Origin of the sequence: Streptomyces sp. NBC_01320 (assembly GCF_035974375.1) — a bacterium.
GTDB classification, from domain to species: Bacteria; Actinomycetota; Actinomycetes; order Streptomycetales; family Streptomycetaceae; genus Streptomyces; species Streptomyces yanii.
Genome location: NZ_CP108390.1, coordinates 2310044 through 2323285 on the forward strand (window position 1 = coordinate 2310044; position 13242 = coordinate 2323285).

5 protein-coding genes are annotated in these 13242 nt (G+C 72.1%); 1 reads left to right on the plus strand and 4 read right to left on the minus strand.

Going from position 1 to position 13242, the window contains the following annotated elements; all coding sequences use genetic code 11:
• Positions 1–111 precede the first annotated feature (111 nt).
• The gene (locus OG395_RS10905) at positions 112–2067 is read left to right on the plus strand and encodes an alpha/beta hydrolase (RefSeq protein WP_327242717.1); all 1956 of its coding nucleotides are present in this window, start codon (positions 112–114) and stop codon (positions 2065–2067) included.
• Here OG395_RS10905 and OG395_RS10910 read toward each other — a convergent pair.
• From OG395_RS10910 to OG395_RS10925, 4 genes are read right to left on the minus strand one after another with little or no spacing between them, the layout of a single operon-like run.
• Positions 1994–4363: a PfaD family polyunsaturated fatty acid/polyketide biosynthesis protein gene (locus OG395_RS10910; protein ID WP_327242718.1), complete on the minus strand. Its 2370-nt coding sequence runs from the start codon at positions 4361–4363 to the stop codon at positions 1994–1996. The two genes, OG395_RS10905 and OG395_RS10910, sit on opposite strands and share 74 nt — an antisense overlap.
• Complete coding sequence (gene fabD, locus OG395_RS10915; protein ID WP_327242719.1) at positions 4360–11169, minus strand: ACP S-malonyltransferase; 6810 nt, start codon at positions 11167–11169, stop codon at positions 4360–4362. Before fabD ends, OG395_RS10910 begins: the two co-directional genes overlap by 4 nt.
• Positions 11166–11957, minus strand: coding sequence for an enoyl-CoA hydratase-related protein (locus tag OG395_RS10920; protein WP_327242720.1), 792 nt, complete (start codon positions 11955–11957; stop codon positions 11166–11168). The genes fabD and OG395_RS10920 overlap by 4 nt, the downstream gene beginning before the upstream one ends.
• Before the next feature lie 11 nt (positions 11958–11968).
• On the minus strand, positions 11969–13204 hold the full coding sequence (locus OG395_RS10925; protein WP_327242721.1) for a hydroxymethylglutaryl-CoA synthase family protein: 1236 nt from the start codon (positions 13202–13204) through the stop codon (positions 11969–11971).
• Positions 13205–13242: the final 38 nt, after the last annotated feature.

The window sequence follows — 13242 nt, forward strand, 5'->3', positions numbered from 1 at the left end:
CGATGCTAAGCGGACGGCCGGTACGTACGGTGCTCAAATGTGTGCGGTGCGCTGCGGAGGCCGCCGCGCACGATGGGCGTCCCACCCGCCCGGACGACAAGTGAGACGCCTATGCGCGGACCTGTTCTCATCGCCGGCCGCCCGCGGTCGCTGGCCACTGCTCTCGCCGCCCGCTATCTCTCGGCGACCACGGCGAAGGTGATTCTGCTCAGCGCCGAATGCCATCTGGTCGACCGGGTGCTGGCCCGGCTTCCGCCGCGCGAACGGAGGGACGCAAGGACCCGGTTGGTCCATGTGCCGCTGGTGAAGGCCCCGGACGGGATGTTCGTGCCCGAGCCGCACGACGGCGGCACGGATGTGTCCGCGGACGAGGTCTGGTGTCTGGCGACCGGCTGCGACCCCGACCGTGAGCGGGGGGACGCGCAGGACGCCGCGCTCACCCGCACGCTGCTGTCGCTCCTGCCGGATCTCGATGCCCGCAGCTTCGGCCATGTCGGTCCGGCCCGGCCGGTGCAGGCGCGGAACCATCCGCAGCCGCTGCCCGAGGGGCCTTGGCCGGGGCAACCGAGGGAGGACGAAGTGGCCTCCCGGTGTGCCGAGTTGGGGATAGTCGCCCATATCGTGCGCACCGATCCGGCGGCCGACCGGCCCGGCGCCCCGCCGGACGACCGCGACGGCGGTCTGCTGCACCTGCTGACGACCCTGGAAGCGGTGCGCGAAGAACTCGACGAGCGCGCACCCGGATATCTGCGCGACCGACCGCTGCGCCTGCACGCGCACCCCGGGGCGGCGCTCGGCGCGCTGCCCGTGGACCGTGTCGCCGCTGCCCTGGTGTCCCTCGCGGGACGGACCGGGCCGGACTGCCGGTACGTCAATCTGGTGGCCGCCGAACCCGTGCCGGTGCCCGAGCTGTGCCGGCGGCTGAGCACGGGGTACGGCATCACCGTCACCGCGGTCGACGACCCCGCCCAGCTGAATCCGGTGGACCGGCAGCTAGCCGACCGGCTCGGCGCGACCATGGACCAGCTGGGCGGGCCCGCTGTCGAACGGCGCCGGGATCCCGCGGTCGCGTCGGCAGTGGACGGCGCGCCCCTGGACGGACCCGCGCTCAGCAGCCTCATCGGCTCCGTGCGGGCGGGACAGCGGATGCGCGGGGACACCGTGCGGGCCCGTGGCAAGGAGCTGCGCGACCGGGCCCCCACCGTGATCACCGCACGGGACGGCGCACCGCTGAGCTATCTGACCGCGGGAACCGTCGGCCCACCGCTGCTGCTGCTCAACGCCCTCGGCTACCGCACCCGTTGGTGGCACCGCCTGATCGGCCATCTCGCGCCCCGGCGGGTGATCGCCTGGGATCCGCGGGGCGTCCACGACACCGGTCCGGTGCCGTCCGCCGTGTCGGGCCAGGCCGACGACGCCGAAGCGATCATGGATCACGAGGGGATCGAGTCCTGTCATGTCGCCGCCTGGTGCACGGGTCCACGGGTCGCCCTGGAGCTGTACCGGCGCAGGCCGGGCGCGATCGGGGCGATGGTCTTCCTCAATGGTTCGTTCAAACAGCTGGGCCGCAGTGACGGCCTGGACACGCCCTACGAACGCGATCTCGAATTCTTGTGCACGACGCTGGCCGCCCAGCCCTATCTGGTGGGGAGGCTGATGAGTCTGTTCGGGGCGGCACCGGCGGACGAGGACGGAACCGATCCGGACACCGTGCTGCGCCAGGTGTTCCCGGCTCTGCGCGGTGAGGTGCGCGCGCCGTTCGCGACCGGTCCCACCCTGCTGCGGTACGCCGCTCAGCTCCTCGACCTGTGGTCGCACGATCCACTGGCCGGCGCCGCCGAACTGCGGGTGCCGGTGCTGTCGCTGGGGGGCGAGTACGACGACATCGCCTCCCCGGAGCGGTTGCGGGATGCCGTACGGACCTTCCCCGACGCCCGGCATGTGCGGCTGCCGGGCGCCACCCACTATCTGCTGCACGAGCGGGCCCAGGAGGTCAGCGAACTGATCGGGGACTTCCTGCTGGACGCCACGACGCGCGTTCCAGCACGCCGGCGGCCCCGGTCATGAGCTCTTCGGCGACGCCGTCCACGTGGCGGCGTCGCCAGTCCTCCAGCGCACTCCCCGCCACGAACCGGTTGAACGCGCCCATGGCGGGCCCGCAGTGGACCTGGAAGTTCGCCCGCTCCGACGGGTCACCGGCCATCGCCGCCCGGGTGGAGTACCCGAAGTACCAGCGGAACACGGCACTCATGCGCCGTTTGGCATCGCGCTCGACGGCGACGGCCAGGTCGGTGCGGCCGGTCGTCGCATAGTGCTGCCTGACGAGGTTCCACACCTCTTCCAGCGGGCGCCGGAAGCAGGTCTCCTCCAGGGAGCGGCGCGTGCCCGCGTCCAGCGCTTCGAGACCGTCGAGCTGACGGTAGAGCTGATAGAGCTTGTTGCCGCGGGCCGCGAACAGCGTTCCCTTGCGCACCACCTGTACCCGGGAGCCGTACTCGAACATGTCGCCGGCCGGTGCGTACGCGGTGTCCTGCACATCGAGTCCGGCGAGCATGTCCTTCACCGTGTCGGACGTTCCGGCCTCCACCGTGCACTGGTTGACCGAGCCGGTGACCACGAAGTCGGCACCGAGCACGAACGCGGCGGCGAGCGCCTCGGGGGTGCCGAGGCCGCCGGACGCGCCGATGCGGATGCGCCGGGGATAGCGGTGCCGGCGCATGGCCTCGTCCCGGAGCCGGGTCATGGCAGGCATCAGTGTCATGGCGGCGGCCCCGTCGGTGTGACCGGCCGAGTCCGCTTCGGCACAGATGTCCCCGGCGACCGGAAGCAGCGCGGCGACCTCGGCCTCCTCACGGGTCAGCCGGCCGTCCGCGGCCAGTCGGGCCACCAGAGCGGCGGGTGCGGGGCGGGCGAACGCTTCGGCGACCTCGGGACGTGACACCTTCGCCACGATGTGCCGTACCGCCACCGGCGTGCCGTCGGGGTCCCGGTGCGCGCCGCTGAAGCGGAAGCGCACCAGGGGCTCGGTGACGCGCAGATAAGCGGCTGCCTCGACGCTGCGGATGTCGTGCCGGAGACAGAGATCCACGGTCGCGGCCTCGTGTGCGGGGTCCTCCGGGTCGTGCAGCAGATTCACTCCGAACCGGGCGTCGGGCCCTGCGTCGGCGCGGATCGTCCCGATCGCGTCGGCGAGTTCGGGCAGAGTGACGCCTCCGGCGCCGTAGAAGCCGAGCAGCCCGGCTCTCGCCATCCGCGCGACCAGGGCGGTGGAGGCGATGGCACGGAACATCGATCCGGACGCGTAGGCCCAGCGGACCCCGTGGTCCTCCCGGAACTCTGCCGAACCCAGGTCCTGCGGGGCGAGATCGAGGACGCGTGCCGGGCCGGCCGCAGGGGAAGCGGCGGGAGCCGTGGAGGCGGAAGCGGTCGGTGTGGTTGGTGGGGGCGGTACGGGTACGGGTACGCGTGGCGGCGCCTGCTCCGGCGTGCTCTGCGGCTTCGCCTGGATCGATTCGGCGAGCGCGGAATCCCAGAATCCGGTCAGCACCCTCCCGGGCCCGATCTCGGTGATCTCCCGGACGCCCTCGGCGGCCAGATGGAGCATCGACTCGCGCCACCGCACCGGTCGGCGTATCTGTCTGCTGAGCTGTGCGGCGACCGTGCCGGGTCGATGCGGACGCGCGGTGACGTTGGACAGCACCGGAATCCGTGGATCGTCCAGCGGGACTCCGGTGAGGTACCCGCGGAACTCCTCCTCCGCGGCCGCCATGTCGCGGGAGTGGAACGACGCGCTCACATTCAGCGGGACCGCGCGGCCACCGGCTTCGGCGACCCGGTCCACCAGCCCGGCGACGGCCGCGCGCGGGCAGGACAGCACGGTCTGGTCCAGCGAGTTGTAGTTGGACACCTCCACGGCGTCGCCCGGGTCGGCCCGGGTCAGCGCCTCGATCTGCTCCGGTGCCAGACCCACCACCGCCACCATGGAGCCGCCCGAGGCCCGCGCCATCAGCTCGCCCCGGCGGCGCACCAGCCGTACGCCGGTCTCGAAGTCGAAGCAGCCCGCGGCGAACAGGGCGTTGAGCTCGCCAAGGCTGTGCCCGGCCAGGAAGTCCGGCGTGGGCTCCCGCTCCAGCCGGACCAGCCCGGCGACAGCGTTCAGGACGAACATGACCGGCTGGAGATGGCGGGTGTCGCGCAGCCGCCCGGCGGAGTCGGCCGCGCAGGCCTCCCGCACCGAGAATCCCAGCAGCCGGTCGGCCAGTTCCCAGTGGCCGGGCAGCAGGTCGGCGTAGTGGGCGCCCATGCCCTTGCGCTGGGAACCCTGACCGGTGAACAGCCAGGCGCGCCGGCCGTTGCCGCTCATATGAAGTCCAGTTGGAGCAGCGACGGTACGAGCGGTGCGTCGGTGTCCGTCGCCGTCGGCGTCAGCGATCCGGAGACAGGCGTGGGGCCCGTCTCCTCGGCCACCGGGTGCCGGTCCAGCCACAGGCGCTTCGGCCGCAGCGGCGGGGGTGGGAGTGGCCCCCGTACGGTGGCGGGCGAGGTGCCGTGCCGGTCCGGGTCCAGGGCGGCGACGATCAGATGTACGTTGGTGCCGCCGAGCCCGAAGGAGCTCACTCCCGCGACCGGTGGACGTCCGGCCGGCCAGTCCCGTGCCGAGGTGTTCGGAAAGAACGGCGAACGGGCGAAATCGAAGCGCGGGTTGGGGTTCTCGCAGAACAGCGTGGGTGGCAGGACCCCGTGTTCGACGGAGAGCACCGCCTTCAGCAGCCCGGCCAGACCCGCGGCGGCCAGCAGATGACCCAGGTTGGACTTGACGCTGCCGATCGCGCAGAACCCGGTCGCGTCGGTGCTCTCCCTGAACACATCGCTGAGGGCGCGCAGTTCCAGCGGGTCACCGATGAGGGTGCCGGTGCCGTGCGCCTCGATCAGGCCGATCTCCCCGGCCGTCCTCCCTGCCCTGACCAGCGCGCGCCGGACCACGGCTGCCTGAGCTGCCGGGTTGGGCGTGGTCCTGCCCATGGTCTGACCGTCGTTGTTGACCGCGGTGGACTCGATGACCGCATGGATGCGGTCGCCGTCGGCCAGGGCGGCGCTCAGCGGTTTGAGTACCACGACCCCACAGCCCTCGCCGGGGACGAAGCCGTCCGCGCTCTCGTCGAAGGCATGACATCTGCCGGTCGGGGAGACCGCGCGGGCTGCGCTGAACTCAAGGTACGGGCGCTCGTCGAGCAGCAGCTCGACCCCGCCGACCACCGCGGTCGTGCAGTCGCCGGCCAGCAGTGACTGCATCGCCAGGCGCACAGCGACCAGTGAGGACGAACAGGCGCTGTCCACGACGAGGTTGGGGCCGTGCCAGTCGAAATGGTGGGCGACATGGGCGGCGATGAAGTGCTGGTCGGACTGGAGGATCTGCTGATGCAGACCGGCACGTGTCGCATAGTCGGAGGTGCGGCCGCCGACGAACACCCCTATCTCGTCGCCCCGCAGTTCGTGCGGTTCGTACCCGGCGTCGCTCAAACCGGTGGCGACCGCCTCCAGGAAGAGCCGGATGGCGGGATCGAGCGCGGCGCCCTCGGCGTCGCTCATGCCGAAGTAACCGGCGTCGAAATTCTCCACTCCGTCGAGGAATCCGCCCCACCGGCTCAGACTCCTGCCCGGTTGCGGCGTCGCCCGGTAATAGCGATCCGGGTCCCAGCGGGACCGGGGCACTTCGGTGATGGAGTCGCGTCCTGCGGTGAGGTTCTCCCAGAACGCCCCCACGTCCGGTGCTCCGGGGAAGCGGCATGCCATGCCGATGACGGCGACCCTCTCATCGGGCCCGGGAGACCCGGCGCCACCGGAGCGGACCGGTGAGTCCTGCGGTACGGGGCGCTGCGCCGCGGCCGGGACCCGTTCCGGTGACGGCAGGGGCTCCGACACCGGTGCCGGTGCGGGGACCTGTGGGTGTGCCGGTTCCTGCTCCGTAGCCGTTGGTCCGGTGATGCCGAGTTCCGCGAGCCGGCGGGAGAGGCGTTCCAGGGTGGGATGGTCGAGCAGCATGGCCGGTTCCAGCTGACGGCCGGCCCGGTCCTCGATGCCTTCGAGGAGCTCCCCCAGCATCACCGACTCCACGCCCAGGTCGCCGAACTCCGTCGTCGGGTCCAGGTCGTCGAAGGGGACACCGAGGGTGGCCGAGAACAGTCCGGACAGCCAGCGCGGCACTCCCGCGGCAGGCACGGGCCCCGGCACGGGCGTGGACACGGGCGCGAGCGCCGGTCCGGCGGCCGGTTTCAGTTCGGTGTCGACCCGCAACAGGGCGTCCCTGTCGACGGTGCCGTGCAGCGGCGGGCAGGGGACGGCGACCGTTCCGCCGGGAAGGGCGAGGACCTGATCGAGCACCTGCAGAGCCGATTCGTCGTCGAGCGCGGCGAGTCCGACGGATGCGCACACGTTCGGTCCGCCGCGTCCGGAACCGCTGTCCTGCCACATGGTCCAGCCGACCGAACGCAGCGGCGTCGGTCCCAGCCTCCGGCGGTAGCCGGCGTAATAGTCCATGAAGCCGTTGGCGGCCGCGTAGTCGAGCATCCCGGAGGCGAGCCTGGGCACGGAGGCGCAGATCGAGGAGAAGGTGACGAAGAAGTCCAGCGGCTCGTCGCGGCAGAGCTCTTCGAGCGACTGCAGGCCGTCGGTCTTCGGTTCGAGCACGGCCGAGATCTCGTCCTGGGTCCTGTGGACGAACGCCGGCCTGCCCCTGCCGACCGTTCCGGCACAGTGCACGACGCCGCCCAAGGGTCCGCCTGCGGCGCGCGCCCGGTCGAGGAACGCGCGCAGCGCGGCCCGGTCCGTGAGCGCTCCGGTGTGCAGCGACACCCGCGCCCCGGCACGTTCGAGTTCGCGCACGGTGGCGTCGGCCTCCGCGTGCCGCCGGGTGCCGAGCAGCGCGATGTGGGTGGCCCCGCGGTCCACGAGGTGCCGGGCGACACGCGCCCCGATCCCCCGGGTGCCGCCGGTGACGAGATAGGTCCTGGCGGGGTCGGGCCGCAGCGGGGTGCCCGGGACGGAGACCGGACGAAGTTTCGGCTCATAGCGCACGGACTTGCGGTAGCTGACTTCGCCGATGCCCTTGGGCCTGCGCCATTCGTCGGCCACAAACCGGGCGATGTCGTCGGGGGCCGCATCTGCGACGTCCACCGTGGTGGCGATGACCGGGCGGTATTCCGCGCCGAGCGCGCGTACGAAGGCAGCTGTACGGGCTCCGGCGAGGCTCGGGGTGCCGCCGGGAAGGTCGACCAGTCCCCGGGTCAGATGCACGATCCGCAGCGGCCGGCCCGCCCGTCCGGCGAGAAGCTGTTGCAGCAGGGCGAGGCGGGTGCGCCAGTCCCCGTCGGCTTCGGCTTCGGCTTCGGCTTCGGCTTCGGCTTCGGCTTCGAGATCGCACAGGTCGATCCAGCCGGTCACCCGCTCCGCTGCCGGGAAGGTGCCGGTCCCCTCCGGGTGCACGATCCGAATGTCGCCGCCCAGCGTCGCGGCGAGCGCCTCGGCCGTCCGTCCCGACCGCCGGTCGGTGAGGCAGACGACGATTCCGCCGGACGCGGGGCCCGGCGGCACTGCGGCCGTCGCGGGGCCGCCGGTGACGGCGGGTTCCCAGACCTTGGTGCAGAGGGGGACCGTCCGAACGGGCTCCTGCGGGGTCGTGTCCTTCGCGGTGATCGACGCATTGCCGGTCGCCGCGACGTACCCGGGAACACCCGGCGGTTCGGCGACCCAGCAGCGGGTCCGGGCGAACGGGTAGGTCGGCAGGCTGACGGTACGCGGGGCGGCGCCCGCCGCCCGGTCGGCCACGTACAGGGCGGCCCAGTCCACCGTGCCGCCCTGTGCCCAGTGCTGTGCCAGGCGGTGCGGATCGGGCGCGGTGTCGCCCGGTTCCGGCAGAACGGGGCCGGTCGTTCGTGCCCCGGCCGGGGCCCGGCCACGCAGCGTGTCGCCCGGCTCGCCGGCGAGGAACCGGCGGAGCTGCGCGGCCAGATCGGCCGTGTCGAGGGCGACCACGGCGAGCCGTTCGCGAAGATGCTCGCGGCCCGTCTGGGTGGTGTGCGCCACGTCCATCAGCTCCGGACCCTCGACGGCCACGAAGTCGGCGAGGCGTCCGGCGACTTCGCGCAGCCGGTCCTCGTCGTAGCCGGAGAGCACCACCAGACGCGGGCCCGGGCGGTGCGGACGCCGGACGGGCGCGGGGGCCTCCTCCAGGACCGCGTGGGCGATGGTGCCGCCCGCGCCGAACGAACTGAGCCCGGCACGCCGCGGCCCGCCGTCCGCCGGCGCGGGCCAGTCGGCCCGTTCCCGCTGTACGGCGAAGGGGACCTCGTCCCAGGCGACGTTCGGGTTGAGCCGCTCTGCGTGCAACGACGGCACCAGCGTGCGGTGTTCGAGCTGCAGAACCACCTTGGTCAGCCCGGCAATGCCCGCCGCCGCCTCCACATGCCCGATGTTGGACTTGACCGCCCCGATGCGGACACTGCCGGGTTCCGGTCCGGCCTCGGCGAAGCCGCGTACCAGCCCGTCGATTTCCACCGGATCGCCCAGCGCGGTGCCCGCTCCGTGCGCCTCGACGTAGCCGATGGTCGTCGGGTCCACGCCGGCGTCGTCGAGCGCCCGCCGTACGAGATCGCCCTGCGCGACCGGGCTCGGCACGATGTAGCCGTTGGTGCGGCCCGCGTGCACCACCGCGGAGCCGCGGATGACCGCGCGTACCCGGTCACCGTCGGCGAGTGCGGCTCGCAGGGGTTTGAGGACGACGACGCCGACGCCCTCGGAGGGTACGAAGCCGTCGCCCCCCTCGCCGAAGCTGCGGGAGCGCAGGCCGGAGGCGGTGAGCTTCATCCGGCGCTGCTGGATGAACTTGTTCGGGTGGAGCGACAGATTGACGCCTCCGGCCACGGCCATCTCGCAGTCGCCCTGGCGCAGATCGCGGATCGCGAGGTTGATCGCGGTGAGCGAGGAGGAGCACATCGTGTCGACGGTCATGCTGGGCCCGTGCAGGTCGTAGAAGTACGAGACCCGGTTGGCGATGCCTCCGATCGCCGAACCCGTGTCGGTCGGATCCCCTGCGGCGGAGCGCTCCACCCCGAAGAAGGGGTACTCGTTGTACATCGAGCCCGCGTAGACGGCGACGCGTGAGCCGTGCCGGGTGCGCAGCCGCTCCCGGCTGTAGCCGGCGTCCTCGAACGCCTCCCAGGTGGTCTGCAGGAATTGGCGTTCCTGTGGGTCCATCAGGGCCGCGTCCCGGGGCGTGATGCCGAACAGCAGTGGGTCGAAGGTGTCGACGCCGTCCAGGAAGCCGCCCCACATGATGTCGACCGGCCAGCCGGGGCGGCGGCGCGGCTCGGGGATCGGACCCACGCAGTCGCGTCCGGCCGCCAGATTGGCCCAGAACTCCCCGAGACCTGCCGCCTGCGGGTAGCGGCCTGCCAGGCCGACGATGGCGATGGCACGCTCGTCCACGTCCTCGGGGCCTTCGTGGGCAGTGTCGTCCACTCCGTCCTGCGGGCCGACTGCGGACGGCGGGCGTGCGGTGTCGCGCGGCGTGCCGGTGTGCTCGGTGAGCGCCGCCGCAACGCCCGCCAGGTCGGTATGGGTGAAGAACAGCGTGCGGGAAGTGTATCCGAGGTCCGCCTCGATGCGGGCGTTGAGCCGGTTGACGATCAGGGAGCTGAGCCCGTAGCTCTCCAGCGGGACCCGGGGGTGCAGTTCCGTTCGCGGGATCCCGGAGACCTCGGCGTAGAGCTTGATGAGGTACGCCTCCATGGGATCGTCGGCGGCGGGTGGCGGCGCCGGTGTGTCCGGCAGGCGGGTCGCGAACGGATAGGCGGGCAGCCGTACCCGGGTGCCCGGCCGGTCCCAGTACGGGGCCCAGTCGACTTCCGCCCCGGCGAGCCACGCCGTCTGCGCCTCGTCGAACGTGCGGGCTGCCGGTGCGGCCTCGGTGCGTGCGACGGTCTGCGGCCCGACGACCGCGTGCCGCAGACCCGCCCCCGGGTGCCCGTCGAGGAACGAGGTGAGGGTGTCGACGAGTGCGTCGGGGGTGCGCGCGTCGATCAGCGCCCTGTGTGCCATCGCCGTCCGGGCGGTCTGGGTGGTGTACGCGACGTCGGCGGTCCGCAGCCCGCGGTGCTCACGCACATGGTCGCGCAGTCTGCGGGCGACCTCGCGCAGTTGCTCGGCGCCCGCGGCCGAGATCAGTACCAGCCGGTCGGCGCCCGGCACGGTGACGGCGGGTGGCGGGGCCGTCTCCGCGGCGGCGGGCGAACCGCCGTCCGTGGCCGGGCCGGTCCCTGCGTCCGTCCGGGCGGCCTTCGCCGCGGCCCAGAACTTGCCCAGCACCTGCCCGGGCCCGATCTCGCGTATCTCGGCGACCCCTTCGTCCAGCAGAAGGTTCATGCTGTCCAGCCAGCGCACCGGACGGTACAGATGGCACCGCAGCATGTCGGCGATTCCGTCGGCCGGGTAGGGCGCGGCCGTCAGATTGGCGATGACGGGGAGCGCGGGGGGCGCGAACCGTACCGCGTGCAGATCGGTCGCGAACTCGTCGGCCGCTGCCTCCATGTACCGGGAGTGGGCGGGCACGTCGACATTGAGCAGGACGCACTTCGTCGCCCCCGCCTCCCGCAGCACGGGGCGCAGTTCCCGCACCCGCGCGGCGGGGCCGGACAGCACCAGCTGCTCGGGCCCGTTGAGGTTGACGAGGTCGACGTCGTCGAAGCCGCGGGCCACCAGCGTGCGGCCGACTCGTTCCGAGTCCAGTCCCAGCACGGCGAGCATGCCGCCGCCGGTGACACCGTCCATCACCTCGCCCCGGCGGCGCACCAGGCGGAGCCCGGTCTCGAAGTCGAAGCACCCGGCGGCGAACAGTGCCGCGTACTCGCCGAGGCTGTGCCCGGCGACGAAATCGGGCAGCGGGTCGCCGTCGTCACGGGCGGCCAGGAAGCTCAGTGCGTTCACGACGAACATCGCGGGCTGCGCGTAGCGCACATGGTGCAGCAGTTCGTCGTCCTGCAGGCACAGCGCCCGTACCGGGTGTCCGATGACCGCGTCGGCGATCGCGCACAGTTCCGGATAGCGGTCGAGGACGTCCTCCCCCATGCCCTTGCGCTGTGAACCCTGGCCCGGAAACACCCATGCGGTAGTCAATCCGAACTCCTCGTGGTCGGGGCGGTGCTGCTCTGCCACGGAAAGGTGCCGTCGGCGGCGAACGCGTCGAAGTTCCGGCGTACCCGGTCCGACGCGGTCAGCCGCATCAGTTCGGCCACGGCGATGTCCTCCGTCTCCGGGGGCATCGGCCGCAGACGGGTCAGATAGGTCTTCAGGTCGCCCACCACATCCGGAGCGACCTTGCCCGCCCGGAACGCCACCCGTCGGAGCAGGGTCTCGGGATCGTCGTCCACGGCGTCCACAAGTCCGCGGCGTTCCGCGTCGGCCGCGGACAGCGGCAGGGTGGTCAGTGACATGGTGTACGCGGTCTGCCGGCCGGCCCGTCGGATCAGGAACGGCAGTACGCAACAGGGCAGCAGTCCCCACAGTCCTTCCGGCAGGCCGAACGACGAGCGGGGGGCCGCGAACATCAGATCGCAGGCCGCCGCGAGGCCGACGCCGCCGCCCGTGGTCTGTCCGTCCACCAGGGCGACCACGATCCGCGGGACGGTGGCGAGTCTGGTCATCAGGGCGAAGAAGCGGCGGGCCGTGTGCTCGTCGTCCGCGGGAGTGTCCTGGGCCGCCCCCGCGATGTCCATGCCGGTGCAGAAGATGCCGTCCCGGCCCTGCAGGACCACGATCCGGCAGTCGGGGCTGCGTTCGGCCCGGTCGAGCGCGGCGTCCAGCGCGTCGACAAGGGCCGCGTCCATGGCGTTGCGGCGGTCCGGACGGTCCAGGGTGATCCGCAGCAGTGCGCCGTCCTCGCGGACGGTGATTCTCGGGTCCATGGCCGGCTCCATCAGCTCCACCGATAGGTGCGGCGGTAGGCGTCGATCCGGTCGAGTACCAACAGCCCGCGCCCCGCCATCCGGCGCTCGTAGGCAGCCGCGTACGGTCCGGTGTCGAACACGGCGTCCCTGGTGCCGAATCCGCGGTCGTCGGCCATGCCGGTGATCCGGTCGTACTCGGCCACGGTCAGCGCGTAACGGTCGGCCAGCTGCCGGTCGATGCCGCGTCGGACGGGCGGTTCGTGACCCACGACTCCGCTGAAGAACTCCGAGGCGCAGCCGGAGCCGTAGGAGAACAGCCCGACCCGTTCGGGGCCGTCGAGACGGGCGTGGTCCAGGAGCGAGCACACGGCGAGATAGAGGGCGCCGGAGAACAGATTGCCCGTGTCGGCGCAGTACTCCAGGGAGGGGGCGACCCGTTCGGTGAAGTCCCGGTCGATCTCTGCCGCGCCCGCCGCCGCCTTCTTGCGCATCAGGAGCCGGTGCCCGCCCCTGACCATGCCGGGAAATGGGGTGTGCATGACCAGGTGGCCGAAGGTCTTGCGCAGATCGGCGCCCGCTACCCGTTGGCAGTAGTGCTCGAAGCTCCTCTCCAGACAGGTCATGTACGCGAGCAGGGAGGCATCCGCGTTGACCACGTCCACATCGGCGCGCGGGCGGGCGGTGTCCAGGACCTCGAAGGTGTGGAAGCCGCTGCCGCCCGGGTCGAGCCGCAGGATCCGGCCCGGTGCGCCGACGAGCATCGCGACCGCACCGGCACCCTCGGCGGGCTCCCAGGTGGTGCCGCGGGCGGCGGTGCCCGGGGCGTCGGTGGCGATGACCAGGGCCAGCGCGCCCGGTACCGGACTGGTGGCGATCATCGCAGCGGCGGTCTGCAGGGCGGCGGTCCCCCCGTAGCAGGCGTGTTTCACCTCGAAGGACCGGCAGGCGTTGCCGAGCCCCAGGTGGTGATGCACATAGGTGCTGATGGGCTTGCCCAGGTCGAGGCCGGATTCGGTGGCCACCACCAGGAGTTCGATCCGTGCGCGTGCGTCCTCGTCCAGTTCGGCGAGGAGCGGCCGGGCCGCGTTGACCGCGTTGGTGACCGGGTCCTCGCACGGCAGGTTCACGGATTTTCGCCGCATCATGAGGTTGTCGAATCTGCTCAGGTCGAGGCCCCGGGCGACGAAGAGTTCCCGTACGTCGACGAAGGCCGGCCCGATGTACGAATGGATCGCTTCGATGCCGATTGCGCTGCCAGTACCCACGCGACTTTTCTAGCGGGCGGCCCGGCCCGGGTCTGCGC

Excerpts from the sequence above, each read along its gene's own strand:
- OG395_RS10905 (WP_327242717.1), top strand. The coding sequence starts at position 112 with ATGCGCGGACCTGTTCTCATCGCCGGCCGCCCGCGGTCGCTGGCCACT.
- OG395_RS10910 (WP_327242718.1), bottom strand. The coding sequence starts at position 4,363 with ATGAGCGGCAACGGCCGGCGCGCCTGGCTGTTCACCGGTCAGGGTTCC.
- OG395_RS10920 (WP_327242720.1), bottom strand. The coding sequence starts at position 11,957 with ATGGACCCGAGAATCACCGTCCGCGAGGACGGCGCACTGCTGCGGATC.